Raw genomic sequence first — 25,077 nt, 5'->3', positions numbered from 1 at the left:
CGGGCAGGATTCGGACCAGATGCCGGCGGCCCCGCCGCCATGACAGCAGGGGGTTTAATGCTCGCCAAGCTGCGCGTTCTCGCAGCGCTGTGTGCGCTCGTCGCAGCGGTGATCCTGGTGGGCCAGGCCAATCCCGGCGAACCTCTGCAGGTGCGCGCATCGGACATTCCGATGACCAACGTCACAACCAGCATCAAATACCCGGTCATCGACATCACCGATCCGGATCCGTTCAACCCGTGCCGCGACCTCCCGCTCGACGTGATGGGGTCCCTCGGCCTTACCTTCACGCCGCCGATCCCCGAAGAAGGGATGCGGTGCAAGTACGACGCAGGCAACTATCAGATGACCGTCGAGGCGTTCGTCTGGAAGACGTTCGAGGAGGCCCTGCCCGCGGACGCCATCCAGCTCGATATCGCGGGGCACCGCGCGGCCCAGTGGTGGGTCATGAAGCCGACCGACTGGAACAACCGCTGGTGGGTCACTTGCGCGATCGGATTCGACACCGACTACGGCCTGATCCAGCAGACGATCTTCTTCTCGACGATCTACTCCGACCCGATCCCCGACTGTATGCAGACCAACCTGCAGCGCGCCCACGAGTTGGTGCCGCACTACAAGTTCCAGGGGGACTCCTAGCGGGTGATCCTGTCCATCGGGCTCGAACGTTCGAGCATGCCGATGGCTTCTTCACCGTCCCACCGGTAGCGCACGCCTGCCTGCTGTAGCGCCGGAAACGTCCAGTTCGCCATCTTCTCGAGCATCTCTGCGGGAACCTCGCTTGGGTCGGTGATGTCATGTGTCGACACGACCGTCTCGCCCTCGATCCGGACAGTGCCGCGATCGGTCTCGAGGACGACCGAGACGTCCTCACCTCGCGGTTGCAGGCGGGTCAGCCATGGCGCTTGCACAGCACGCGCCGGGATCAGGCCGCCGTCACCGTCAAACAGATAGCCCTCGTTGAACGCCGGCTCACCGTCAGGTCGCGGCGGATAGGCGATGTAGCCGAACGCCCGTCCGCCTTCAAAGAGCGCCGACTGCCAGCAATGGCCCCAGAAACCCTCCAGCCGGCGCACGCCCTGGCGGCGGATCCGAAGGCCACTTCCGCGGAACGCGTGCTGTTCGCCGGCCACGTGCACCGAACCGGTCGCCCGGAACAACTGCTCGTAGCGCGGCCCGCCCATCAGGTCGCCCACGATCGACGTCTTCAGCTGCGAATCCGCATCCGCGTGCAGCGCGCCCTGCACCCACGGCGGCACGGCCATCTTCGCCTCGACCTCGAACCGCAGGTCGACCCGCGGCCCGTCCTTGCGTCCCTCGATCAGCTCGCTCGACGACGTCGCGTCGGCCTGGCCGTCGAACGTCATCGTCCAGACGTCGAACGGTTCGACGCACCTGAACACCAGCGGACCTGCGCCGAGCACCGTGGCCCTGCCGTCGGCGCCGGTGGGCGGCACGCTCGCGCCCTCGTCACGCAGTCGGTACACCCGCCCGTCGGCGAAGGCGACGTTGACCTGGACCCCGTGCGTCTCCCAGTTCGCAGCGACCGCCTCGACACCGATGCGCGGCAACCCCACTTCGCCGCGATCGTCGACGACCCAGAAACTCACCGAATCCCGCATCTCGGGGTTGTCCGGCCGCGTGGCGAACATGTGCTCGCGTGCCGGGTCGATGCCGCCCGTCAGGTCAATTGCCATGCGCATCCCCCAGGTAGGTATCGACGTAGCTGGAGAAAAGCGGCCGAATTGCGTTGAGGTCCATGCCGAATGCCTGCGGATCCGCCTTCGGATGCGCTTCACGGTTCTCGGCGTTCTCCGCCCACCAGGCGCGCATACCGTTCTCGAACTCCTCGGTGACGGGCTCGCCGAGCCAGGCATAGAGCCGACGCACCTCGCCGACCGGATCGTCCTGCATTGCCCGAAAGTCGATGTCGTAGAAGCGATCATCGGCACCGCTCGCCCGGTACTTCATGGTGCGGTCCATGCCCGTCGACCACTGCTTGACGTTCAGCTCACCGAGATAAGGGCGGTCGACCTCATCGCTGAATCCTCCGACTATGTCGGCATATACGTCGGCGACCGAGAGCATCACATCGGTCGGGTCGCGGTGCGTCATCACAAAACGGGCATCGGGAAACACCCGATCGAGATAGTCGATCCAGATCACGTGGGCAGGTGACTTCAACCGCCACGGCCGCGTTGGCTCACCCCACTGCAACAGTTTCAGGACGCGCCGCTCGTAGCGGTAGGTGGAGGTGAAATCGGCCCGCTCCAACAACCAGTCGGAGTAGGACGGAATCTGCGCGAACGCCTGGAACATCTGCGACTTGAAATCGAGCGCCATCAGGTCGAGGCATTCCATCGGCCCCGCAATGTCGTTGGGGACGTGGTGCCTGGTGCCGACGACGACCGGCCGTTGATCCGGCGGGATCCTCGGATCGTCACCGGCCACTGTGGACGGCGGCGGACACGGCCGGGTGGACTCCCAACTGCGCAGGTAGCGGATGTGCGGATCGCGGGCCAGCAGGAAGGACAGCGCGGTCGACCCGGTGCGGGGCAGACCGAGGCCGAACAGCGGCGCCTCGATAGGTTCGTCGTCGATCTCGGGATGCCGGCGATACCAGTCCTCCACCTGCAAGCGCTGGCACAGGTGCAACCCGAGGCGGTCGTAGACGAACCTTTCGCCGCGGCCATTCAGTCGTGCTTCGTCATCCAAGGCGCGCAGCAGGATCTCCAGCCCCTCGCGGTAGCTGTCGTCGCCGAAGTCGTCGAGACCGGTGCGCTCGACTGCGGCAGCCATCAATTCATCCGGTGATGCCACGGTGCACCTCCAAGCCCAATTGGTGACAGTACACTGTCACTATTATGAGCGAGCCGTCAATAGCGAGCCGACGCACCTACGACAACCGCGCACGTCAGGAGAAAGCGGCGCAGACGCGGAAGCGCATCGTCGCGGCGGGCAGCGAGCTGGTACACGACTTCGACTCCTGGAATTGGCGGGATCTCACGTTCAGGGCTGTGGCCGAACGCGCGGGCGTCGGTGAGCGGACCGTCTACCGGCACTTCCCCACCGAGCGCCATCTGCACGACGCGGTCATGCAACGCCTGGAGTCCGAGGCGGGCATCTCATATGAGGACGTCGACCTGACGAACATCGGCGACGTCACCGGTCGGGTATTCGCGTCGTTGCAACGATTTTCGGTGCGCAAATCCGTTGAGGCGCCGCAGGACCCCACGTTCGTCGGTGTCGACGTGCGCAGGCGCGAGGCACTCACGCGCGCGGTGTCGGCGGCGGCGCCCGGGTGGTCGGCAGCCGAACAACAGGTGACGGCGGGCCTTCTCGACGTGCTGTGGAACGTACCCAGCTACGAGCGGTTGGTCGGGGAATGGGACATCGAAGGGACCGACGCCACCCGCGCGATTGCTTGGGTGATGGCCAAGGTCGTTGCGGCAATCGAGGACGACGCCCCACCGCCTGCGTAGCCTGTGTGGGATGACCGCGGTATCCGATCCCGCCACCGAATCCCCGACCGGTGGCAAGTTCAAGGCATTCACCGAACAGACGCTGACCCGACTGCTCCACCTGCCGCCGCAGACGACCGGATACACCGTGCACCGGCGCGTGCGGGTGCCGATGCGCGACGGTGTCACATTGCTCGCCGACCACTATGAGCCGACGACCGCCACTCCGGCGGGCACGCTGCTGGTCCGCTGCCCGTATGGCCGGGGCTTCCCGTTCTCCTTGATGTACGCCAGCCTCTACGCACGACGCGGCTATCATGTCGTCTTCCAAAGCGTGCGTGGCACATTCGGCTCCGAGGGCACCTTCGAACCGATGATCAACGAAAAGGCCGACGGTGCCGATACCGTCGAGTGGCTGCGTCGCCAACCATGGTTCACCGGTTCGTTCGCCACCATCGGCCTGTCCTATCTCGGCTTCACCCAGTGGGCCCTGCTCGCCGATCCGCCGCCGGAGATGAAGGCCGCGGTCATCACAGTGGGCGTCCACGATCCCAGTGGTCCCCGTTGGGGTACCGGCTCATTCGGGCTGAACGATTTTCTCGGTTGGAGCGACCTGGTTTCCCACCAGGAGGATCCGAGACTGCGTATGGCTTTGCGACAGGCCCGCGCACGGCGTGCGATGGCCCGCGCGACAAGCGGATTGCCCGCAGGAGAGGCGGGCCGAGCCCTGCTGGGGGCGGGCGCCACGTGGTGGGAGGACTGGCTCGACCATCCCGAGGCCAACGACCCGTTCTGGGCGCAGCGGACTGCTTGGGATGCGTTGAAACGCGCCGACATTCCCGTGTTGTTGATCGGCGGCTGGCAGGACGTGTTCCTCGATCAGACCCTCACTCAGTACGACGCGCTGAAGCGCCGCGGGGTCGACGTCGCCATGACCCTCGGCTCCTGGACCCACACTCAGATCATGTACAAGGGCGCATCCACGGTGACCGGCGAATCGCTCGACTGGCTCGACGCCCACCTCGGTGGCAGCGGCACGACGCGCAGTCCGGTCCGTGTCGAGGTGAACGGGAAGGGCTGGATCGACCTGCCGGAGTGGCCGCCGACGATGCCCGAACGGGTCCTCTACCTGCAACCCACCGGCCAACTCGGCGACGCGGCACCGCCGGACACCGCTTCCCCGAGCCGATTCACCTACAACCCCGTGCATCCGACGCCCACGATCGGCGGCCGACTGCTCGCACCCGAGGGCGGCTACCGCAAGGACGCCAAGCTCGCCGAGCGGCCCGATGTGCTGTGCTTCACCGGCGACCGGCTACCGGCAGATCTGTACGTCGCCGGGACACCGGTCATCGAGCTGTCGCACTCCTGCGACAACCCGTACCACGACCTGTTCGTGCGCGTCAGCGAAGTGGATGCCAAGGGCGTCTCCCGCAACGTGAGCGACGGATACCAGCGCAGCGCAACAGGTTCGGGTAGGTCGGGAGGTTCCGACACCGTTCGCATCGAACTGGATTCGACCGCGCACCGGTTCCGCGCCGGATCGCGAATCCGGGTCTTGATCGCCGGAGGCTCGCATCCACGGTTCGTCCGCAACCTCGGCACCAGCGAGTCGTTGGCCAGCGGCCGCGAGCTCATGGTGTCGACACACACCGTGCACCTCGGCGACGGCGGGGTCTCGCGGCTGGTCCTGCCGGCCGGCTCAGAACCGCCGTCAGGCCACTGAGCGACGCACCTGCTCGGCGATCTCGGCGAGCGCCTCATCGGAGTGCACCGGTGGCGCCCAGTCCGGGTCGATCGGCAGTGGGACCCAGCTTTTGCAGCCCGCGTACTCAGGGATGCGCGCCAGCCGCACCGGCTCGCGCAGCGGGCAGGCCTGCATCACCAACACGGTGAGGCGATGCTTGGGCCGGAAGTCCAGCCGGTCGGCTTGCACCGATTCCGCAGTCCAGATGTGCAGCGATTCGATCTCGTCGAGGCGCTCGGGCCGGGCGACCTCGATCGCGGCGACGACGTTGGCGCCGGCCCGCAGGACGACCTCGTCGTCGGTGCTGTCGGCCACGGCGGCGTCGAGCAGATCGCGGTGTTGGGGCCGCACACGCTCGGCGTGGCTATGGGCGACCGTGGGAAATAACACGAAGCGCGATGCCGTGACCGCGAACCGTTTCTCGTGGATGCCGCCCTTGCGCAGCAGCACGGTCTGCCTACCGTCGAGCAGGCCGTGTACCGCCGCGCTCCACTCTTTGAGGGCGGGCCGGGTCAGCGTCTTTGCGGTCACCCGGTGCCAGCGGCTCGGGCCTCGATGCGCGCCCGCACCTCGGGACGCCGCAACGGCGGAACGGTCTTCGGTGGCTGACGACGAGGCGCCAGACTGGCCAGCAGCCTGGTGGTGATCTCGGTGACCTCGGTGACCGCCTCCTCGAAGGCCGCGACGTTCGCACCTGACGGCCGCGTGATGCCGCTGACCTTGCGGACGTACTGACGCGAGGCCGCCTCGATTTCCTCTGCGGTGGCCGCCGGTTCGAGGCCACGCAGCTCGGTGATGTTTCGGCACATGACTCCACGATAGGTTGGGGCCATGACGAACGACCATGTGCTGCTGATCGACACCAAGGATCGGGTTCGGACGCTGACGCTGAATCGTCCGCAGTCCCGCAACGCCCTGTCGTCGGCGCTTCGCACGCAGTTCTTCGATGCGCTTCGCGATGCCGAGGCCGCCGATGACGTCGACGTCGTCATCTTCACCGGGACCGATCCAGTGTTCTGCGCGGGACTGGACCTCAAGGAACTCGGCGACTCCACCGAGCTGCCTGATATCTCGCCGAAATGGCCGGCGATGACCAAACCGGTGATCGGCGCGATCAACGGCGCGGCGGTGACCGGCGGGCTGGAACTGGCGCTGTACTGCGACATCCTGATCGCCTCGGAGAACGCCCGGTTCGCCGACACCCACGCCCGGGTCGGCCTGATGCCCACCTGGGGACTGTCGGTGCGGCTGCCGCAGAAGGTCGGCGTCGGTATGGCCCGCCGGATGAGCATGACCGGCGACTACCTCTCGGCCGCCGAGGCGCTGCGGGCGGGGCTGGTCACCGAGGTCGTGCCGCACGACGAACTGATCCCGACCGCACGCCGGATAGCGGCGTCGATCGTCGGCAACAACCAGAAAGCGGTACGCGCTCTGCTGGCGTCATATCACCGGATCGACGAGGCGGGCACCGCCGAAGGTCTGTCGATCGAGGCCGAGTCGGCTCTCGATTGGATGCGCACGGCCAGCGGTGATGACATCGCAGCGAGTCGCGCCGCCGTATTCGAACGCGGACGGGCCCAGGTCCGGTGAACGAGGCGCACGAGCGCTGCGGCAGCGAGGAGTGGCGCCAGATGATCCGCGAGGTCATCTTGCCGTGGGCGTTAGGCCACACGGACCTCGGCGACGACGTTCTGGAGGTCGGGCCCGGGTACGGGGCCACCACCGATGTGCTGAGCGAGTCGGTGCCGCGGCTGACGTCGGTCGAAATCGACGAAGACCTTGCGGCGATGCTCGGCGAACGGTTCGCCGACGCGGCCAGCGTGGAGATCGTGCGCGGCGATGCGACGGCGCTGACGTATGGGGACGATCGCTTCACCGGCGCAGCATGTTTCACGATGCTGCATCATGTTCCTACCGTCGAGTTGCAGGACCGCCTGTTCGCGGAAGTCGCCCGCGTGCTGCGGCCAGGCGCGCCGCTGGTTGCCAGCGACAGTCTGGCCAGCGACGAGCTCGAGGCGCATCACGAAGGCGACACCTACAACCCGGTCGACCCGTCGACACTGCCGTCCCGGCTGGAGGCAGCAGGTTTCACCGGTGTGAACGTGCGCACCAACGAGTTCGGCTGGACCGTCATCGCACGTGTGGCTACGTAAGCGAATCCGGCGCGCGTATCGACCGCCACGGGCGGTTCGCGCACCGAATCGCATCAGGGGCTGGGCGGTGGGACGTCGATGTCGACGCGGACCACTTGCTCGATCCCGGGCTGATAGGTGACAGGCTCGGCTGGGGTCGGACCGAACGTCGGACTCAGCTCGCCGCCGGGACCGGCGAACTGGACGTTGAACGTCGGCATCACGGGGGCGCTGGTGATGTAGAGCGCCTCGCAGACGCCGTCGGAGAGCCTGGAGCGGAAGAACTGACCGACGGCGACGGCCTCGGCCATGGTGGCGCCGTCGGAGAGAAGCACCGAGGATCCTCGACGAATAGGCCCGAGTGCTGCCGTGCCGACGCACTGGTCGGCGTCGTCGACCGCTACGAAGGACTGACGGAGCTGCACGTAGACGGCGGTGCCAACGGTCGGATCGGCCATCGAGGACGGTGCCGCGACAAGGCTTGCCCAAGCCACGACGGCAAAGAGGTATGCGGACCGCTTCATGAGTTGAGCCTAGGCGGTGCCCGGCACCAGCCAGCGACCGGAGAATGCCCGCCAGCCGACGAACACCAACCGCAGCACCATGAAGGTCGACAATCCGGCCCAGATGCCCAGCAGGCCCCAGCCGTACGCCAACGACAACCAGATCAACGGCAGGAACCCGACGAGCGCGCTGATCAGCGTGGCGTTGCGCATGAACTTGGCGTCGCCGGCGCCCAGAAGGACCCCGTCGAGCGCGAAAACGATTCCGGCGACCGGCAATTGAGCAACCATGAACCACCACGGGATGCCGATCGCGTCGAGCACCGAGCGGTCGTCGGTGAACACGCTCGGGATCACCGAGGCGCCGACCGCGAACACGCCTGCCAGCAAGCCGGAGGCCAGCGTCGAGAAGATGGTGACTCGCCATGCCACCGACTTCGCGTGGGAAAGTTGGCCCGCGCCGAGCGCGGCGCCCACCAATGACTGCGCAGCGATGGCGAGCGAGTCCAGCACCAGGGCGAGGAAATTCCACAGTTGCAGCACCACCTGATGCGCCGCGACCGCGGCAGCGCCGAAGCGGGCGGCGACGGCCCCCGCCGAAACAAAGCAGGCTTGAAACGCCAAGGTGCGCAACAACAGATCGCGGCCGAGCACGACCTGTTCCCGCAGCACCGTCGGCTCGATCCGCCACGACACCCGCTCAACGACCAGCGCGCGCAGGAAAAACAATGCGGCGAGCCACTGCCCGATGAGGTTCGCGACGGCCGAGCCTTCCAGCCCGAGCCGCGGCATGCCCAGCCAGCCGTACACCAGCAGCGGGCAGAGCACCGCCGACAGCGCGAAACCCGTGACGACATAACGCAGCGGGCGCACGGTGTCCTGCACGCCGCGCATCCAGCCGTTGCCCGCCGCCGAGATGAGAATCGCCGGCACCCCGAAGATCGCGATCCGAACCCACGGCAACGCCTCGTCGGCGATCTCACCGCCCTCAGAAGCGCCAGCCAGTGCGGACACCAGCGGGACGGCCGCGGCCTGGACGACGATGACGATCAGCGCGCCCAAACCCAGCGCCAGCCAGGTGGCCTGCAGGCCCTCGCCGACCGCCGACGGACGGTCACCCGCGCCGAAGAACCGCGCCGAGCGGGCGGTGGTGCCGTAGGACAGGAACGTCATCTGCGAGCTGAGCGTGGCCAGGATCAGCCCGCCGATCGCCAGGCCGGCCAACGGCAGAGCACCAAGCCGGCCGACGATGGCGATGTCGAAGAGTAGATAGATCGGCTCTGCGGCCAGCACCCCGAGGGCGGGTAGCGCCAGCCCGGCGATGCGGCGGCCGGTTGCAGTCGGGGCCGCTGGGCCTTCGGCCGGTTCAGGCAAGGTGCCGGCTGATGAAGGCGCGGGCAGACGGAATCAGCGGAGGGCCTCGCGGAGCGCCTGAACGACATCGTGGGCAGATCCGGTCGCCGAGTAGCCGGCGGCCAGCAGGTGCCCGCCCCCGCCGAATGTGCTGGCGAGGGTGGCCAGGTCGTAGGACTTCGAGCGCATCGAGACCGACCAGTGCGCTGGCTCGATCTCCTTGAAGACCGCCGCCACCTCAGCCTGTTGGGTGGTGCGCACGATATCGACGATGCTCTCGACTTCCTCGGGCCGTGCGTTCTGCCATTCCTCGTGTCCCACAACGGCATACACCAGACCTCGACCATCGGCGGCGTCGGCAACCAGCTGCGCCGAGGCCAGCACGCGCGACAGCATCGGCAGCCACGCGAAGGGGTGGCTGTCCAGTAGCGCCCGGCTGATCGACGCATTGTCGACGCCGAGGTCGACAAGCCGGCCCGCCAGCCGGTGTGCGCGGGCGCTGGCCCAGCGGAACGAGCCCGTATCGGTGGTCAGCCCGGCGTACAGACAGTGCGCGACGCCGAGGTCGATCGGCTTGCCCCACGCGTCGAGGAGTTCGGCCACCAGCATCGTGGTGGAGTCGGCTGACGGATCGACGAAGTTGGCGGTGCCGAACAGCTGGTTGGAGGCGTGGTGGTCGATGACCAACACTTCACGGTCGGGATCGGCGAGCTCGCGCAGCGCACCCAACCGATTGACGCTGGGAATGTCGACGGTCACCACCAGATCGGCGTCCCGGCGCATCGCGTCGGGCGTGACGAGCAGGTGCGCACCGGGCAGCGACTGAAGCGATTCGGGCAGGTTCGCAGGTGCCGCGAAGCTGACCTCAACGCTCTTGCCCGCATGGTCGAGTACCAGCGCCAGCGCCAGTCCGGAGCCGAGCGTGTCGGCGTCGGGAAAGACGTGGCACACGACGCTGACGCTCTGCGCGGCGGACAGCAGGTCGGCGGCGGCGCGGGCGTCGACACGATCGCCCGCGATTGGTGTGTCAGTCGCTTTGTCGATCGCGGTCACCGGTGTCCTCAGCGTCGAACTCGTCGTCTCGGTCCCCCGCGAGTGTTTCCGTAGCCTGCGCCCCGTCTACACGGTACGGGTCGGCATCGCCTGCGTGCTGGGCACCTTCACGAACTCTCGCCAAATCCTCATCCGCGGCCTTTGCCCGAGCTAGGAGCTCCTCCATCCGGTCTGCCACGTCCGGGACGGTGTCACGTTCGAACGCCAGTGTCGGAGTGAACCGCACGCCCAGCGCGGCACCCACCCGCGTACGCAGCACACCTTTGGCGCTGTCGAGCGCAGCCGCCGCCCCCGCATAGTCGGGCTCTTCGTCGAGACTGCGACCGAACACCGTGTAGAAAAGCGTCGCATCGTGCAGGTCACCGGTGACTTTGGCGTCGGTGATCGTCAGTCCGGTCAGCCGCGGGTCCTTGATCTCGAACTCGATCGCCGAGGCGACGATGGTCGCGATGCGCTTGGCCAGCCGCCGTGCCCGTGCCGGGTCAGGCATGCCCGACCGTCCGCTCTTCGCCCGAGAGGCTCATCGCTGCCACGCGCCTACACACGCTCTTTCTCAACGAGCTCGTAGGCCTCGATGACATCGCCTTCCTTGATGTCGGAGTACGTCAGCGTCAGACCACACTCGTAGCCGTCGCGCACCTCGGTGACGTCGTCCTTCTCCCGCTTCAGCGACGAGATCGTGACCGTCTCGGCCACCACGACGTTGTCGCGGAGCAGGCGCGCCTTCGCGTTGCGCCGGATGAGACCCGAGGTGACCAGGCAACCGGCGATGTTGCCGACCTTCGACGAACGGAAGATCGCGCGGATCTCGGCGCGGCCGAGCTCCTTCTCCTCGTACACCGGCTTGAGCATGCCCTTGAGCGCGCTCTGGATCTCGTCGATGGCCTGGTAGATCACCGAGTAGTAGCGGATGTCGACACCCTCGCGGTTGGCCAGCTCAGTGGCCTTGCCCTCCGCACGGACGTTGAAGCCGATGATGATCGCATCCGAAGCCGACGCCAGGTTGACGTTGGTCTCGGTGACGCCGCCGACGCCGCGGTCGATGACACGCAGTTCGACCTCGTCGCCGATCTCGATACCCAGCAGGGCCTCTTCCAGCGCCTCGACGGTGCCGGAGTTGTCGCCCTTGAGGATCAAGTTCAGCTGCGACGTCTCCTTCAACGCTGCGTCGAGATCATCCAGGCTGATCCGCTTACGCGTGCGCGCGGCGAGTGCGTTGCGCTTGCGCGCGCTACGCCGGTCGGCGATCTGCCGAGCGATACGGTCCTCGTCGACGACGAGCAGGTTGTCACCGGCGCCCGGCACCGACGTGAACCCGATGACCTGCACCGGCCGTGACGGCAATGCCTCTTCGACGTCCTCGCCGTGCTCGTCGACCATGCGGCGAACGCGACCATAGGCGTCACCGGCCACGATGGAGTCACCGACGCGCAGCGTGCCGCGCTGGATGAGCACCGTGGCGACGGGTCCGCGACCGCGGTCCAGATGCGCTTCGATGGCCACGCCCTGGGCTTCCATGTCGGGGTTCGCCCGCAGGTCGAGCGCGGCGTCTGCGGTCAGCAGCACCGCCTCCAGCAGCGCCTGGATGTTGGTGCCCTGCTTCGCCGAGATGTCGACGAACATGGTGTCGCCGCCGAAGTCCTCAGCCACCAGGTTGTACTCGGTGAGCTGGGCCCGGATCTTGGACGGGTCGGCGCCCTCCTTGTCGATCTTGTTGACCGCCACCACAATCGGCACATCGGCCGCCTGTGCGTGGTTGATGGCCTCAACCGTCTGCGGCATGACGCCGTCATCGGCGGCGACCACGAGGATGGCGATGTCGGTGGCCTTCGCGCCACGCGCACGCATAGCGGTGAACGCCTCGTGGCCCGGGGTGTCGATGAAGGTGATCGGCCGCTCGCTGCCGTCGTGCTCGACAGCCACCTGGTAGGCACCGATGTGCTGGGTGATGCCACCGGCCTCACCCTCACGCACGCTGGCGTTACGGATGGTGTCGAGCAGTCGGGTCTTGCCGTGGTCGACGTGACCCATGACGGTGACGACCGGCGGACGCTGCTCGAGATCTTCCTCGCCGCCCTCGTCCTCGCCGTAGGTGAGATCGAAGGATTCCAGAAGCTCACGATCTTCGTCCTCGGGCGACACGACCTGCACGACGTAATTCATCTCGCCGCCGAGCAGTTCGAGCGTCTCGTCGCCAACGGACTGCGTGGCTGTCACCATCTCGCCGAGGTTGAACAGCGCCTGCACCAGGGCCGCCGGGTTCGCGTCGATCTTCTCGGCGAAATCGACCAGCGATGCGCCGCGGGCCAACCGAATGACCTCCCCGTTGCCGTGCGGGAGCCGCACGCCGCCGACGACGGGCGCCTGCATGTTCTCGTATTCGGCGCGTTTCGCCCGCTTCGACTTGCGTCCACGCTTGGGCGCACCGCCGGGACGACCGAACGCACCCGCCGCGCCACCGCGCTGGCCGGGCCGACCGCCGCCACCGGGGCGACCGCGATAACCGCCGCCAGCCGCGGGCGCAGCGCCACCGCCACCGCCGGCGCCACCGCCGCGGTAGTTACCGCCACCGCCGCCACCACCGGGGCCGCCGGGGCGACCACCGCCGCCACCGCCGGGACCACGGCTACCGGGACCGGGCCGCGGTCCACCTGGACGACCGGCACCAGCGGCACCGGGCCGGGGCCCGGCCGGCCGCGGAGGCATATTGCCCGGCGACATGCCGGGGCGCGGAGCTCCTGGCCGCGGGGCACCCGGCCGGGGTGCCTGCGGACGCGGAGCCGGCCGCTCGACCGGCGTCTGGGACGAGAAAGGATTGTTGCCGACACGCGGTGCACGCGCGGCGGGCTTGGGCGCTGGGCTGGGCCGGGGGCCGGGCGTGGCGCCGGGTGTGGGGGCCGGAGGTGCGGCCGGTGCCGCAGGCGGGGCCGCCGGGGCCGCAGCGGCCGCCGGAGGTGGCGCGGGTGCGGCCGGCTCCGGAGGCGGTGCCGGCTTGGGTGCGGCCGGTTTCGCGGGTGCCTTCGCAGCGGGCTTGGCCGGGGATCCGTTACCGGCGGCCGGGACCTTTTCAGCGGCAGGCTTGGCGCCGCCGAATGATTCGCGCAACCGGCGCGCAACGGGGGCCTCCACAGTGGAGGACGCTGATTTGACGAATTCGCCCTGATCGCTCAGGCGGGCGAGAACTTCCTTACTGGTGACACCGAGCTCTTTAGCCAACTCGTGTACACGGGCCTTACCTGCCACTACAACTCCTGTCTAGGAGGCGGCAGCGGTGGTTGGCGCCGCGCCTCGGGTTAGCTATGACGCATGGTCATCGAGACTTCACGGTGTGCTCATGTTCTTCGCTACCTGTCTTGTTGCCTTGGTGGGCGAGCCCTTGAGCGCCTCGAACTGCGCTTAAGTGCTCTAACACCGCGGTGGTGTCCGGTGAACCGGTGATCCGCAACGCTCGGACGAATGCCTGCCGTCGAATTGCTGCGTCTAGACACTGCGGATCGAGATGCAACCAGGCACCCCGCCCCGGCAGTTTTCTGGCGGTGTCAACGGTCACGGCCCTCCGGCCATTCCCGCCGTCCGCAGCGACCACACGCAGCAGTTCGACGGCCAGCTCTCGCTTCCGGCAGCCGACACACGTCCGGACTGGTCCTTTAGGGACGTCTGTCGCGGGTCGAGCCTCAGCAGCCGAAGTCTCGCGCTGGATCACGGTTCAGTCTAGCCATACCTGGTCGTTGCGCCTAAATGACCGTCCGTGCCGATCTGTCGGCGTGGACGGCGCGTTGACAACTCCTCACCCGGTCGGTATGGCCTCCGCATCACTGCGGATGTCGATGCGCCAGCCGGTCAACCGGGCCGCGAGCCGGGCGTTTTGGCCCTCCTTGCCGATCGCGAGGGACAGCTGGAAATCCGGCACGACGACGCGCGCGGCGCGGGCAGCCTCGTCGATGACGCTCACCGACACCACCTTGGCCGGGGATAGGGCGTTGGCAACGAACTTCGCCGGATCGGGATCGAAGTCGATGATGTCGATCTTCTCGCCGGACAGTTCACTCATCACATTGCGCACACGCTGGCCCATGGGTCCGATGCAGGCGCCTTTGGCGTTGAGCCCCGCCACCCGTGACATCACCGCGATTTTCGAACGGTGGCCGGCTTCACGTGCGACCGCCACGATCTCCACGGACCCTTCTGCGATCTCGGGGACCTCAAGTGAAAACAGCTTGCGCACGAGGTTGGGGTGTGTGCGCGACAACGTGATCAACGGTTCGCGGGCACCCCGACTGACGCCGACGACGTAACAGCGCAGCCGGTCGCCGTGTTCGTAGCGCTCCCCCGGCACCTGCTCGGCCGACGGGATGACACCCTCGGATCCTTTGGTCTCACTGCCCATTCGGACGACGACCAAGCCGCGGGCGTTGGCACGCGCATCGCGCTGGATCACCCCGGCGACGATGTCGCCTTCGCGGGCCGAGAACTCGCCGTAGTTCTTCTCGTTCTCGGCATCGCGCAACCGCTGCAGTATCACCTGACGCGCGGTGGTGGCCGCGATGCGGCCGAAACCCTCTGGCGTGTCATCCCATTCGGAGATGACGTTGCCATCCTCGTCGGTCTCGCGTGCCAGCACCTGGACCATGCCGGTCTTGCGGTCGATCTCGATGCGTGCGTCGGCCTCATGCCCCTCGGTGTGGCGGTAAGCAGTCAGCAGTGCCGACTTGATCGTTTCGACGACGACGTCGACAGATATTCCTTTGTCAGCCTCGATCGCATGCAATGCCGCCATGTCGATGTTCACCGCGGATCCCCCTTCCCGGATTGACCGGCCAGCTCCAGCTCACGCTCATTTGGAGGTGAAAACTCAACCTGTACAACAGCTTTGGCGACACTGCCGATCGGCAGCTCCCGCACCGCCAACTTCCCACCACGACCTTCGCGCACTACCAATCGCACGACGCCGCCGCCGGTTTCACCCAGCCGGCCAGTCAATTGGGTGCCATCGGACAGCGTCAGCTCGACCTTGCGACCTCGGGCGCGCCGGAAATGCTTTTCTGTGGTCAGTGGCCGGTCCACTCCCGGCGAGGTGACCTCGAGGACATACGGCGCGGCCGTGTCGTCGACACGGTCCAGCAGTTCGGATGCGGATCGGGACAGTGCGGCGGCCGAATCCAGGTCAAGGCCGTTGTCCCCGTCGGCCACCACTGTTATGCGCGGCGGGCGTGCGGCCGCGTCGATGATCACGTCTTCGATCTCATAGCCTGCGCGCGCGAACTCATCGCCAAGTAGCTCGACGACCTGTTTCTGCGAAGGTAATCCCGCAGACCGCTCCGTCACGGCGAGCTCCTCATCTTGAGTTGTCTCCGACACTGGTTCCGGGTGTCGCGATGTGTCTTGGAACCAAGATCGCAGAGGACCCTGGAACCGCCTATCAACGATACGCCAGCGACGCCGTGGTAACGGCAAAAGCGCGGTGGCGGTGGACGGTCCCGGCAATGGCAAGATGTTGCTCGTGCCGAGCCCCAACCCGACTGTCAGCAGGCGGCGAGTCCTGGTCGGGGCGGCGGCGTTGGCGCTGCTCGGGGCGTCCACAGCGGCGTGTGGGTCATCGACACCGTCGCCGGAAGTCGAAGAGCTGGCCGCGCAACTCGAGCGGGCCCGCTCGGACAGCCGGCTGGCTACCGACGCAGCGGCCGCCGTGCGCGGCGCGACCGTGGAGACGCTGAACACGGTTGCGTCCGAGCGGTCGGCCCATGCCCAGGCGCTGTCCGACGAACTAGTGAGGATGCGCGGAGCCGACGCACCCACCGCGACCTCGACCACCACCACCACTGCCGAGGCCGCCGAACCTCCCACCGCGGAAGACGTCATCGCCGCGCTGCGTCAGTCGGCGGACAGTGCGACCGGACTGGCGGCGAAAATGTCGGGTTACCGCGCCGGCCTACTCGGCTCGATCGCTGCGGCCTGTACCGCGGCGTACACCGTCGCACTGGATCCGCCAGGGAGCCCGCAATGACGTCCCCCGATCCCACCCCAACGACGACGACGTCGTCGCGGGCCGCCGAACCGACCAGCCCGTCGAAGCCGCCGAACGCCGCCGACGGCGCACTGTTCGACGCGATCGCGACCGCGCAGGCGTCGATCTACGGCTACGGGATCGTGTCGGCGCATACCGTTCCCGACACCAACTATCTCGTGTCGGCTTCGATGGCCCAGCACCGTAAACGGCGCGAGGAGGCCTTGGCGATGCTGCAAGCCCGATCGGTGGACGCGCCACTGCCTGCGGCCGGATATCAGCTGCCGATCGAGGTCGACAACCCCACGGATGCGGCAAATCTCGCGGTGCGGATGGAAGAGGACACCGCCGTCGCGTGGCGAGCCGTCGTCGAGCAGGCGACCGACGAACAGGAGCGCGCGTTCGCGGTCGGCGCGCTGACGGAGTGCGCGGTCATGGCGGCGCGGTGGAGTCGCGTTCTCGGCACGGAGCCGATCACGGTCGCGTTTCCTGGCGGCACCGAATAGTCCCAAATCTTCGGTGTGGGCCCACGCTCCCGCGAGCTAGGAACTCAACGCCGTCGCGATGTCGGCGGCCGCGTTCTCGACTGGAACCTCCCGGGTTTCGCCGGTGAACCGGTTGCGCAACTCGACGACGCCATCGGCCCAGCCGCGACCGACCACGACGACCCACGGCACTCCGAGCAACTCGGCGTCCTTGAACTTGATTCCGGGTGATGCTTTCCGGTCATCGAGGAGCAACTCGAGACCTCGCGCGTCCAATTCGGCTGCCAACGCCTCCGCGCCGGTGCGGGCGGCGTCGTCCTTGTTGGCGATCACGACATGGAGGTCGAACGGCGATACCGACGACGGCCAGCGTAACCCCAACTCGTCGTGGTGCTGCTCGGCGATCACCGCGACCAGTCGCGACACCCCGATGCCGTAGGACCCCATGGTCAGCCGCACCGGCTTGCCGTTCTCGCCGAGCACATCGGCCTCGAAAGCATCGGCGTACTTGCGGCCCAACTGGAAAATGTGCCCGATCTCGATGCCCCGTGCCGAAACCAGCGCCCCCGCACCGTCGGGTGACGGATCGCCGTCGCGGACATCGGCGGCCTCGATGGTGCCGTCGGCGACGAAGTCACGTCCGGCGACCAGGCCGACCACATGCTTGCCCGTCTCGTCGGCGCCGGTGATCCACGACGTGCCGTCCACCACCCTCGGATCGACCAAAAATCGAATCTTGTTGGCCAGCAACGCTTTCGGGCCGATATAGCCCTTGGCCAGGAACGGGTGCTTGGCGAAGTCGGCGTCGTCGAGCAGCGCGTACTCGGCCGGTTCCAACGCGGCACCCAGCCGTTTGTCGTCGACCTCGCGGTCGCCCGGCACGCCGACGGCAAGCAGCTCCCACTCGCCGCCGGGCAGCCGCGTCTTCAGCATCACGTTCTTGAGCGTGTCGGCGGCGGTCACCTCACGGTCCAGCACCGTGTTGGCCCACGCGACGAGCGTGGCGATCGTCGGAGTGTCAGGGGTGTCGTACACCTTGGCCGCGGGCTGGCCGTCGATCGGCAGCGATTCCGGGACCGCCGTCGTGACGGCCTCGACGTTGGCGGCATAGCCGGATTCTTCGCAGCGCACGAACGTGTCCTCACCGATGTCGCTTTCGGCCAGGAACTCCTCGGAGGCGCTGCCACCCATCGCCCCGGACACGGCCGAGACGATCACGTACTCGACGCCCAGCGCGTCGAAGATGCGTTGGTAGGCCCCGCGGTGCGCCTGATACTGCGCGCGCAAACCGTCGTCGTCGACGTCGAAGGAGTAGGAGTCCTTCATGATGAACTCGCGACCGCGCAGGATGCCCGCCCGTGGACGCGCCTCGTCGCGGTACTTCGTCTGGATTTGGAACAACAGCAGCGGGAAATCCTTGTAGCTGCTGTACTCCCCCTTGACCGCCATCGTGAAGAACTCTTCGTGCGTCGGCCCCAGCATGTAATCGTTGCGCCTGCGGTCCTGCAGTCGGAAGACGCCGTCGCCGTACTCGGTCCATCGGTTCGTGACCTCATAGGGCGCCTTGGGCAACAGTGCGGGGAACAGGATCTCCTGACCACCGATGGCGTTCATCTCGCCGCGGACGACGGCCTCGATCTTGCGCAGCACCCGAAGGCCCAGTGGCAGCCAGCTGTACAGCCCGGGCCCGATCGGCCGGATGTAGCCGGCCCGGACCAGCAGCTTGTGGCTTGCCACCTCGGCGTCGGCGGGATCGTCACGCAGCGTGCGCAGGAACAGCTCGGACATGCGGGTGATCACAGCCGACAACCTTACTGACCGGCTCCGCTAAAGCTCGCCCGCCTCCACGGCCTCGCGAGTGTGTTGCGCTGCCGCGATCTGGCGCGCCGAGAACCCGATCCAGAACGCAGTGACGCCGACGATCACCGCGACCCCCGCCACCCAGAGCAACGAGTAGGTGTAGCCGAAGCCCAATGCGTCGAGTTGAGCGGGTGTCATGTCCTTGACCGGACCCGTCGTACCACCCAGATAGAGCGTGCGGGAGGTCTGCACGGCCTGAATCACGACCAGCACCACCGGACCGCCGAGGTTCTGCACCATCAGCGTGATCGACGACACCGGGCCGATCTCCTTCGGTCCCACCCCGGCGATCGCACACAGCGGCAGGATCACCGCGATCGCGCCGATGCCGAAGCCACCGACGACGACGAGCCCGAACAGGTCCGGAAGGTACGGGACGTCGCGGTCCAGTGTCGAGCCGTAGAGCATGGCGGCGAGCACGAACAACCCGCCGCCGAGGATCAGCCAGCGCGGCGCGACATGAGGCGCGAGCTTGGCCGCCACGATGCTGCCGATGCCGAACGCGATTGCAAACGGGATGAAACTCACACCCGCGCGCACGGGCGAATAGCCGAGCACATCCTGGACGAGCAGGCCGACCATCACGCTGAGCGTCAACATGACGCCACCGGCCAGGAACAGGGAGATGAAGGTCATCACCCGGTTCCGATTGTCGAACACCGAGAAGGGAACGATCGGGTGGTCGGCGGTGCGCTCGACGATCAGGAACGCGAGGAAGAAGCCTGCCGACGCGATACCGGCGCCGATCACCCACGGGTCGACCCAGCCTCGCGGCGGGCCCTGCGTGAACACCAACACCGCCGAGGTGCAACCCAGAGTGGCCAGGATGGCGCCGGTGACGTCGAGCTTCAACCGTTCGTGATGCGTCTCGTTGATCTTCAGGACGGCGACGATGATGATCACGATCCCGATCGGGATGTTGATCAGGAACGCCAGCCGCCACGAGATAACGGTCAAGGCGCCGCCGAGCACCAACCCCAGGACCGATCCGATGCCCTGCATCGCCGCCGACACGGCCATGGCGCGGTTTCGTGCCTGCCCGACCGCGTACGTCGTCGCGATGAGCGCCAGGCCCGTCGGCGCGGCGATCGCCGCACCCGTGCCCTGTACCGCCCGCGCGATGATCAGCGTGACGCCGTCGGTGGCCAGCCCGCACACCAACGACGCGATCGTGAACACGCCGACACCGGACAGGAACGCACGCTTGTGGCCGATGGCGTCGCCGATGCGTCCACCGAGCAGCAGCAGCCCCCCGAAGGCGAGCACGTAGGCGGTGATCACCCAGCTCTTACCGGGGTCGGAGAGGCCGAGGTCGGCCTGCATACGCGGCAGCGCGACGATGACGATGGTGCCGTCGAGGGTCGACATGAGCTGCATACCGGTGATCGCGATGATCGCCGGGCCCAACACCGATGAGGACAGCGGTTTGGTGGCCCGGTCCGACCCTGAGGAACCGCCCACCGCAGACATGGCTTGCCAGCCTACCGAGGCACGGATTCGGCGCGCCTATAGACGCCCAGCGGGCGTGTGCGCGCCGAAGTCGCGAGCTAGAGCTCGCCCTGGTCGATCGCTTCCTTGACTTCCTGCGCGTGCGCTACCTGCGCGGCCGTGTAGCCGATGAACAGCGCAGCGACGCCGACGATCACCGCGACCGCGGCCACCCACAGCAGGCCGTAGGAATAGCCCTGATCCAGCGCGTGCAATTGGGCAGCGTTCATGTCCTTGACCGGCCCGGTGATGCCGCCCAAGTACAGCGTGCGCGACGTGATGACCGCCTGGATCACGGCCAGAACGACCGGCCCGCCGAGGCTCTGCAGCATGAGCGCGATCGCCGAGACCGGGCCGATCTGATCGAATCCCACCCCGGCGATGGCGGACACGGTCAGTGGGACGACGATCATGCCGATGCCGAATCCGCCGACGGTGATCGGAAGGACCAAGTTCGGGAAGTACGGGATGTTCGCGTCCAGCGTGGAGCCATAGATCATCGCGGCGAGCACCAGCACACCGCCTGCGATCACCAGGACGCGCGGCGGGAACTTCGACACCAGCGCAGACGACACGCCCAGCCCGATGCCCAGTGCGATCACGAACGGAATGAAGCCTATGCCGGCGCGTAATGCGCTGTAGCCCATGATGTCCTGGACGTACAACCCGATCAGCACGGTCAACGTGAACATCACGCCGCCCGCCATGAACACCGCCGCGAACGTCGCGACCCGGTTGCGGTCCTTGAACAAGTCCAACGGCACCACGGGGTTCTCGGCGGAACGCTCGACGTAGACGAAGGCCAGCAGGAACGTGCACGCGGCCAGCCCCGAACCGATCGTCACCGGCGACACCCAGCCCTGTTCGGGCCCCATCGAGAACGCGAACACCGCTGCGGTACACCCCAGGGTGGCCAGGATGGCACCGGCGGCGTCGAGCTTCAGCCGCTCGCGGTGGGTCTCACGAAGGGTCTTGCGGGCCAGGTGGATCATCAGCAGCCCGATCGGGACGTTGATCAGGAACGCCCAGCGCCACGACACCTCGGTCAGCGCACCGCCGACGATCAGACCCATGACCGATCCGATGCCCGTCATCGCCGCGAATATCGCGGTCGCGGCATTACGCGCCGGCCCCTTCGGGAACGTGGTCGCGATCAGCGCGAGAGCGGTCGGTGACGCGATCGCCGCGCCGACGCCCTGCAGCAGCCGGGCCGTGACCAGGGTCGCCTCATTCCACGCGAGGCCGCACAGGACCGAGGCGATGGTGAACAGCGCGACGCCGACGATGAAGGTGCGCTTGCGCCCGATGATGTCGCCGAGGCGTCCACCGAGCAGCATCAGTCCGCCGAACGTCAGAACGTAGGCGGTGATGACCCAACTGCGACCTGCGTCGGAGAGGCTCAGTTCGTCCTGAATCTTAGGAAGCGCGACGATCGCGACAGTGCTGTCCATGGTGGCGAGCAACTGCATACCGCCGATTGCGATCACCGCGGCGAAGAACCGCCGCGACGGCAGCCAAGCCGGGTACCTGCCGGTTCGCTCCTTGCCGGGGTATCCCACGTTCAAAGGTAACGATCGGTTTGCCCCGCCTTCGGCGTCGCGGAACATCGCTGCCCGCTCTGCGTCATTGAGAGCCGTCATAGCGGGTTACCTTACAGTAATCTTAAGAATCCTTTAACTGGCGAAGGCCGCCACCGGGCCGATCACGATGATCGCGGGCGGCCGAACGCCGTCTTCCCTAATGCGGTCAGGGGCGTCCGCGAGGGTCGCTCGCAGGGTCCGCTGCGACGCGGTGGTGCCGTGCTGAACGACCAGAACCGGCGTATCCGCAGGTCGACCGCCCTCCAGCAGTACCTTGGCGAATTGCTCGATGCGCTCGACGGCCATCAGCAACACGATCGTGCCCGACATCGCGGCCAGCGCATTCCAATTAACTAACGATTCGGGATGATCAGGCGCAACATGGCCGCTGACCACCACAAACTCGTGCGTGATCCCTCGGTGAGTGACCGGAACGCCGGCTAGCGCGGGAACCGCTATGGCACTTGTCACACCCGGCACAACTGTGACAGGAATCCCAGCGTCCGCGCACGCGATCACCTCTTCATAACCCCGCGCGAACACGAACGGGTCGCCACCCTTGAGCCGGACGACGAACTTGCCCGCCTTGGCCCGGTCGATCAGCACCGCGTTGATCGCGTCCTGGGCCATCGCGCGCCCGTATGGAATCTTCGCGGCATCGATCACCTCGACGTGCGGCGCGAGTTCGGCCAGCAGCTCCTGCGGCGCCAGCCGGTCGGCGACGACGACGTCGGCGTGGGCCAGCATGCGCCTACCTCGCACGGTGATCAGTTCAGGGTCGCCGGGCCCGCCGCCGACCAGCGCCACCCCGCCGGGGAGTACGCCGGGGGTCTCGGCAGCGATGAGCCCCTGCTGCAGGGCCTCGTGGATCGCCGACCGGATCGCCGCTGACCGCCGGTGCTCTCCACCGGCAAGCACGCCGACGGACAAGCCCTCGTACTCGAAGGATGCAGGGGTGACCGCGGTCCCTTCGCGCGCCACGTCGGCGCGCACGCAGAAGATCCGGTGCTGCTCAGCCTCGGCGACGATGGCGGCGTTGACAGCCGGATCGTCGGTGGCCGCGATCGCGTACCAGGCGCCTTCCAGATCGCCATCCCGAAACTCTCGTATTTGCAAGGAGATTCCATGCTCCTGCTGACTCAAGGCCTCCACCGCAGGGGTGACACTGCGGGCAATGACGTGCACATCGGCACCATTGGCCACCAGCAGCGGTAGCCGTCGCTGCGCCACGGTGCCGCCACCGACGACGACGACCTTCCTGCCATCGAGGCGCAGGCCGACGAGGTAGGCGTTCTCGCTCACCCGGCGAGCTTAGAGGTTGCGGCGGCTGGAGTAGAAGCGCGCCTGGGCCGCGGCCACGAAGCGGGTGATGGCGTCCGGGTGCGCGGCCGGATGGGTGTGTAGGTAGCTCGCGTGGACCCCGGTTTTCACCGCACCGTCGGTGGTCGGCCCGCCGGGGCGGCCGCTGTACGCCCACGCCGGAGGATAATCTTCGTGGAATCGCACTGTGCTGCGGTGGAACTCGTGACCGACGGTGCGGTCGCCGATGGCGTACAGCGACGATTCGGCCACCGCGACGGCATTGCGGTAGCCCAGGGTCAGGCGATCGGTGAAACGTGCCGAACCGGACAACACTCCGCACATCGGATGGCCGTCGAGGTCGTCGACCAGATAGGCCAGGCCGGCGCATTCGGCGTGCACAGGTGCACCGGATGCGGCAAGCCTCTTGATCTGCTGCCGCACAACTTCATTGCCCGACAATTCGGTACCGAACTCTTCCGGGAACCCGCCGGGCAGTACAAGTGCGGTGGCCTGCGACGGCAGCGGGTCGGTCAGCGGGTCGAATTCCATGACCTCTGCGCCAGCGCCGCGCAGGAGTTCGCGGTGTTCTGCGTACCCGAAACTGAACGCCTTCCCCGCCGCGAGTGCCACCGACACGGCGCCCGTTACCGGGGCGGCCGCGGCCGGATCCCATGGCGCGTCGGCAACCTGGCTGGCCGCGATCTCGGCGATCGCCGCCAGGTCGACATGGCGGGCAACCCGTCCGGTCATCGCCTCCACCGCGGCACGGGCCGCATTGCCGTGTTCGACGGCGGTGATCAGGCCGAGATGTCTTGATGGAACGGACAACTCGTCGACTCGCGGAATGGCACCGAACACCGGCAGCCCAGCGTGCTCGCACGCCTGGCGCAGCACCTCCTCGTGGCGCGGCGAGCCGACGCGGTTGAGGATGACGCCGGCAACCCGGATCTTCGGGTCGAATGTCGAGAAGCCGTGCAGCAGAGCCGCGGCGCTGTGGCTCTGACCGCGTGCGTCGACCACCAGAATCACCGGCGCACCGAGCAGGGCGGCCACGTGCGCAGTAGACCCTTCGGCAGTGCCCGTGAAGCCCTCCGCGATCCGGCCGTCGAAAAGTCCCATCACACCTTCGATGACCGCGATATCGGCCGCCGCGCTGCCATGCCGGTACAGCGGGCCGATCAGCTCTTCACCGACGAGCACCGGGTCGAGATTGCGGCCCGGCTGCTGCGCGGCCAGCGCGTGATACCCAGGGTCGATGAAGTCCGGTCCTACCTTGAACGGTGCCACGGTACGGCCCGTTTGCCGCAGAGCACCCATCAAACCCGTTGCCACGGTGGTCTTGCCGCCGCCCGACGCGGGGGCGGCGATGACCACGGCCGGTGTCGATCCGCTCATGTCGAGCGACCGTGTTTGTACGCCGACACGCCGCAAATGTTGGCATTTTGCGGTCGTCCCCTACTCACGTGTGGGCCCTCACGGCGGTTGAGCGTCACCACTCGATGCCCTTTTGGCCCTTGCGACCGGCGTCCATCGGGTGTTTGACCTTCGTCATCTCGGTGACGAGGTCGGCGGCGTCGAGAAGTGCCTGCGGAGCGTCGCGGCCCGTGATGACCACGTGCTGCGTGCCCGGCCGCGCGGTCAGCACCGCGATCACCTCATCGACGTCGACCCACCCCCACTTCAGGGGATAGGTGAACTCGTCGAGGACGTAGAAGTCGTGGCGTTCGTCGGCCAGCCGACGGGTGATCTCCGCCCAGCCGTCGGCCGCCGCGGCGGCATGATCGTCCTCGTCGCCGTGCTTACGCGACCACGACCAGCCCGCACCCATCTTGTGCCACTCGACGGGGCCGCCGACGCCGTGCTCGTCGTGCAACCTGCCCAGCTGGCCGAATGCGGCCTCTTCGCCGACCTTCCACTTCGCGCTCTTGACGAATTGGAACACCGCGACCGAAAAGCCCTGGTTCCACGCCCGCAGCGCCATGCCGAACGCGGCGGTCGATTTACCCTTGCCCGCGCCGGTGTGCACCGCGAGCAGTGGAGCGTTGCGGCGAACGCGTGTGGTCAGCCCGTCGTCCGGGACGGTGGCCGGTTGACCCTGTGGCATGCGCG

The 25,077-nt window shown here is 67.3% G+C and carries 25 protein-coding genes; 7 read left to right on the top strand and 18 right to left on the bottom strand.

The window, feature by feature from the left end; genetic code table 11:
* The first annotated feature begins 57 nt into the window (after window positions 1-57).
* Complete coding sequence (locus tag CSQ99_RS17485) at window positions 58-639, top strand: DUF3558 domain-containing protein (protein ID WP_099040268.1); 582 nt, start codon at window positions 58-60, stop codon at window positions 637-639.
* Here CSQ99_RS17485 and CSQ99_RS17480 read toward each other — a convergent pair.
* Window positions 636-1,697 carry a hypothetical protein gene (locus tag CSQ99_RS17480; protein WP_099040314.1) on the bottom strand — a complete coding sequence of 354 codons (1,062 nt, stop codon included), beginning with the start codon at window positions 1,695-1,697 and terminating at the stop codon, window positions 636-638. The two genes, CSQ99_RS17485 and CSQ99_RS17480, sit on opposite strands and share 4 nt — an antisense overlap.
* Complete coding sequence (locus CSQ99_RS17475; protein WP_099040267.1) at window positions 1,687-2,820, bottom strand: sulfotransferase family protein; 1,134 nt, start codon at window positions 2,818-2,820, stop codon at window positions 1,687-1,689. The genes CSQ99_RS17480 and CSQ99_RS17475 overlap by 11 nt, the downstream gene beginning before the upstream one ends.
* Before the next feature lie 44 nt (window positions 2,821-2,864).
* Here CSQ99_RS17475 and CSQ99_RS17470 point away from each other — a divergent pair, with 44 nt between their 5' ends.
* Together CSQ99_RS17470 and CSQ99_RS17465 are read left to right on the top strand one after the other, a co-directional pair.
* Window positions 2,865-3,482, top strand: coding sequence for a TetR/AcrR family transcriptional regulator (locus tag CSQ99_RS17470; protein WP_099040266.1), 618 nt, complete (start codon window positions 2,865-2,867; stop codon window positions 3,480-3,482).
* Between the two features lie 10 nt (window positions 3,483-3,492).
* A complete protein-coding gene (locus CSQ99_RS17465; protein ID WP_099040265.1) occupies window positions 3,493-5,187 on the top strand; it encodes a CocE/NonD family hydrolase in 1,695 nt (564 codons plus the stop codon).
* On the opposite strand, the gene CSQ99_RS17460 is transcribed toward CSQ99_RS17465, so the two are convergent.
* Together CSQ99_RS17460 and CSQ99_RS17455 are read right to left on the bottom strand one after the other, a co-directional pair.
* Window positions 5,176-5,739, bottom strand: a complete 564-nt coding sequence (locus tag CSQ99_RS17460) for a DUF1802 family protein (protein ID WP_176561064.1) — start codon at window positions 5,737-5,739, stop codon at window positions 5,176-5,178. The genes CSQ99_RS17465 and CSQ99_RS17460 overlap by 12 nt on opposite strands.
* A complete protein-coding gene (locus CSQ99_RS17455; RefSeq protein WP_099040264.1) occupies window positions 5,736-6,017 on the bottom strand; it encodes a DUF2277 domain-containing protein in 282 nt (93 codons plus the stop codon). Before CSQ99_RS17455 ends, CSQ99_RS17460 begins: the two co-directional genes overlap by 4 nt.
* Before the next feature lie 22 nt (window positions 6,018-6,039).
* On the opposite strand from CSQ99_RS17455, the gene CSQ99_RS17450 reads away from it, so the two are divergent.
* Together CSQ99_RS17450 and CSQ99_RS17445 are read left to right on the top strand one after the other, a co-directional pair.
* Window positions 6,040-6,798: an enoyl-CoA hydratase gene (locus CSQ99_RS17450; RefSeq protein ID WP_099040263.1), complete on the top strand. Its 759-nt coding sequence runs from the start codon at window positions 6,040-6,042 to the stop codon at window positions 6,796-6,798.
* Complete coding sequence (locus CSQ99_RS17445; protein ID WP_099040262.1) at window positions 6,795-7,361, top strand: class I SAM-dependent methyltransferase; 567 nt, start codon at window positions 6,795-6,797, stop codon at window positions 7,359-7,361. The genes CSQ99_RS17450 and CSQ99_RS17445 overlap by 4 nt, the downstream gene beginning before the upstream one ends.
* Before the next feature lie 53 nt (window positions 7,362-7,414).
* Here the strand turns inward: CSQ99_RS17445 and CSQ99_RS17440 are convergent, their stop codons facing one another.
* From CSQ99_RS17440 to rimP, 8 genes are all read right to left on the bottom strand, one after another.
* The gene (locus tag CSQ99_RS17440) at window positions 7,415-7,864 is read right to left on the bottom strand and encodes a hypothetical protein (protein WP_099040261.1); all 450 of its coding nucleotides are present in this window, start codon (window positions 7,862-7,864) and stop codon (window positions 7,415-7,417) included.
* 9 nt (window positions 7,865-7,873) lie between these two features.
* Window positions 7,874-9,217 (bottom strand): MATE family efflux transporter, encoded by a 1,344-nt coding sequence (locus CSQ99_RS17435; RefSeq protein WP_099040260.1) that lies wholly within the window; start codon window positions 9,215-9,217, stop codon window positions 7,874-7,876.
* Between the two features lie 33 nt (window positions 9,218-9,250).
* Window positions 9,251-10,249: a DHH family phosphoesterase gene (locus tag CSQ99_RS17430; RefSeq protein WP_099040259.1), complete on the bottom strand. Its 999-nt coding sequence runs from the start codon at window positions 10,247-10,249 to the stop codon at window positions 9,251-9,253.
* Entirely contained in the window at window positions 10,224-10,739 is a 516-nt protein-coding gene (gene rbfA, locus CSQ99_RS17425) for a 30S ribosome-binding factor RbfA (RefSeq protein ID WP_099040258.1), read from the bottom strand. The genes CSQ99_RS17430 and rbfA overlap by 26 nt, the downstream gene beginning before the upstream one ends.
* A 47-nt stretch (window positions 10,740-10,786) precedes the next feature.
* Window positions 10,787-13,492, bottom strand: coding sequence for a translation initiation factor IF-2 (infB, locus tag CSQ99_RS17420; protein ID WP_099040257.1), 2,706 nt, complete (start codon window positions 13,490-13,492; stop codon window positions 10,787-10,789).
* Between the two features lie 67 nt (window positions 13,493-13,559).
* A complete protein-coding gene (locus tag CSQ99_RS17415) occupies window positions 13,560-13,835 on the bottom strand; it encodes a YlxR family protein (protein ID WP_425437833.1) in 276 nt (91 codons plus the stop codon).
* A 201-nt stretch (window positions 13,836-14,036) separates the two neighbouring features.
* Window positions 14,037-15,038 carry a transcription termination factor NusA gene (gene nusA / locus CSQ99_RS17410; RefSeq protein ID WP_099040255.1) on the bottom strand — a complete coding sequence of 334 codons (1,002 nt, stop codon included), beginning with the start codon at window positions 15,036-15,038 and terminating at the stop codon, window positions 14,037-14,039.
* On the bottom strand, window positions 15,035-15,574 hold the full coding sequence (gene rimP, locus CSQ99_RS17405; RefSeq protein ID WP_099040312.1) for a ribosome maturation factor RimP: 540 nt from the start codon (window positions 15,572-15,574) through the stop codon (window positions 15,035-15,037). Before rimP ends, nusA begins: the two co-directional genes overlap by 4 nt.
* Before the next feature lie 166 nt (window positions 15,575-15,740).
* Here rimP and CSQ99_RS17400 point away from each other — a divergent pair, with 166 nt between their 5' ends.
* Together CSQ99_RS17400 and CSQ99_RS17395 are read left to right on the top strand one after the other, a co-directional pair.
* A complete protein-coding gene (locus CSQ99_RS17400) occupies window positions 15,741-16,253 on the top strand; it encodes a hypothetical protein (protein WP_176561071.1) in 513 nt (170 codons plus the stop codon).
* Complete coding sequence (locus CSQ99_RS17395) at window positions 16,250-16,759, top strand: ferritin-like domain-containing protein (RefSeq protein WP_099040254.1); 510 nt, start codon at window positions 16,250-16,252, stop codon at window positions 16,757-16,759. The genes CSQ99_RS17400 and CSQ99_RS17395 overlap by 4 nt, the downstream gene beginning before the upstream one ends.
* A 36-nt stretch (window positions 16,760-16,795) precedes the next feature.
* Here CSQ99_RS17395 and CSQ99_RS17390 read toward each other — a convergent pair whose 3' ends face one another.
* The 6 genes from CSQ99_RS17390 to cobO all read right to left on the bottom strand — a co-directional run bounded on the left by CSQ99_RS17390 (window position 16,796) and on the right by cobO (window position 25,072).
* On the bottom strand, window positions 16,796-18,538 hold the full coding sequence (locus CSQ99_RS17390) for a proline--tRNA ligase (protein ID WP_099040253.1): 1,743 nt from the start codon (window positions 18,536-18,538) through the stop codon (window positions 16,796-16,798).
* 27 nt (window positions 18,539-18,565) lie between these two features.
* Window positions 18,566-20,068 carry an MFS transporter gene (locus CSQ99_RS17385; RefSeq protein WP_099040252.1) on the bottom strand — a complete coding sequence of 501 codons (1,503 nt, stop codon included), beginning with the start codon at window positions 20,066-20,068 and terminating at the stop codon, window positions 18,566-18,568.
* A gap of 77 nt (window positions 20,069-20,145) precedes the next feature.
* Window positions 20,146-21,726, bottom strand: coding sequence for an MFS transporter (locus CSQ99_RS17380; protein WP_099040251.1), 1,581 nt, complete (start codon window positions 21,724-21,726; stop codon window positions 20,146-20,148).
* Between the two features lie 33 nt (window positions 21,727-21,759).
* Window positions 21,760-22,968, bottom strand: a complete 1,209-nt coding sequence (gene cobA, locus CSQ99_RS17375; protein ID WP_099040250.1) for a uroporphyrinogen-III C-methyltransferase — start codon at window positions 22,966-22,968, stop codon at window positions 21,760-21,762.
* A gap of 9 nt (window positions 22,969-22,977) precedes the next feature.
* Entirely contained in the window at window positions 22,978-24,363 is a 1,386-nt protein-coding gene (locus CSQ99_RS17370) for a cobyrinic acid a,c-diamide synthase CobB (RefSeq protein ID WP_099040249.1), read from the bottom strand.
* A 94-nt stretch (window positions 24,364-24,457) separates the two neighbouring features.
* Entirely contained in the window at window positions 24,458-25,072 is a 615-nt protein-coding gene (gene cobO, locus CSQ99_RS17365; protein ID WP_099040248.1) for a cob(I)yrinic acid a,c-diamide adenosyltransferase, read from the bottom strand.
* Window positions 25,073-25,077 lie beyond the last annotated feature (5 nt).

Source organism: Mycobacterium neglectum (assembly GCF_002591975.1).
Classification (GTDB): Bacteria; Actinomycetota; Actinomycetes; order Mycobacteriales; family Mycobacteriaceae; genus Mycobacterium; species Mycobacterium neglectum.
The sequence above is the reverse complement of the archived record's forward strand: the minus strand, read 5'-3'. Positions and strand labels throughout refer to the sequence as shown.

Bases quoted from the DNA above. Each gene is read 5' to 3' on its own strand.
- CSQ99_RS17485 (WP_099040268.1), top strand. From the start codon at position 58: ATGCTCGCCAAGCTGCGCGTTCTCGCAGCGCTGTGTGCGCTCGTCGCA.
- CSQ99_RS17480 (WP_099040314.1), bottom strand. From the start codon at position 1,697: ATGGCAATTGACCTGACGGGCGGCATCGACCCGGCACGCGAGCACATG.
- CSQ99_RS17470 (WP_099040266.1), top strand. From the start codon at position 2,865: ATGAGCGAGCCGTCAATAGCGAGCCGACGCACCTACGACAACCGCGCA.
- CSQ99_RS17465 (WP_099040265.1), top strand. From the start codon at position 3,493: ATGACCGCGGTATCCGATCCCGCCACCGAATCCCCGACCGGTGGCAAG.
- CSQ99_RS17455 (WP_099040264.1), bottom strand. From the start codon at position 6,017: ATGTGCCGAAACATCACCGAGCTGCGTGGCCTCGAACCGGCGGCCACC.
- CSQ99_RS17450 (WP_099040263.1), top strand. From the start codon at position 6,040: ATGACGAACGACCATGTGCTGCTGATCGACACCAAGGATCGGGTTCGG.
- CSQ99_RS17440 (WP_099040261.1), bottom strand. From the start codon at position 7,864: ATGAAGCGGTCCGCATACCTCTTTGCCGTCGTGGCTTGGGCAAGCCTT.
- rbfA (WP_099040258.1), bottom strand. From the start codon at position 10,739: ATGCCTGACCCGGCACGGGCACGGCGGCTGGCCAAGCGCATCGCGACC.
- CSQ99_RS17400 (WP_176561071.1), top strand. From the start codon at position 15,741: ATGTTGCTCGTGCCGAGCCCCAACCCGACTGTCAGCAGGCGGCGAGTC.
- CSQ99_RS17395 (WP_099040254.1), top strand. From the start codon at position 16,250: ATGACGTCCCCCGATCCCACCCCAACGACGACGACGTCGTCGCGGGCC.
- CSQ99_RS17385 (WP_099040252.1), bottom strand. From the start codon at position 20,068: ATGTCTGCGGTGGGCGGTTCCTCAGGGTCGGACCGGGCCACCAAACCG.
- CSQ99_RS17380 (WP_099040251.1), bottom strand. From the start codon at position 21,726: ATGACGGCTCTCAATGACGCAGAGCGGGCAGCGATGTTCCGCGACGCC.
- CSQ99_RS17370 (WP_099040249.1), bottom strand. From the start codon at position 24,363: ATGAGCGGATCGACACCGGCCGTGGTCATCGCCGCCCCCGCGTCGGGC.
- cobO (WP_099040248.1), bottom strand. From the start codon at position 25,072: ATGCCACAGGGTCAACCGGCCACCGTCCCGGACGACGGGCTGACCACA.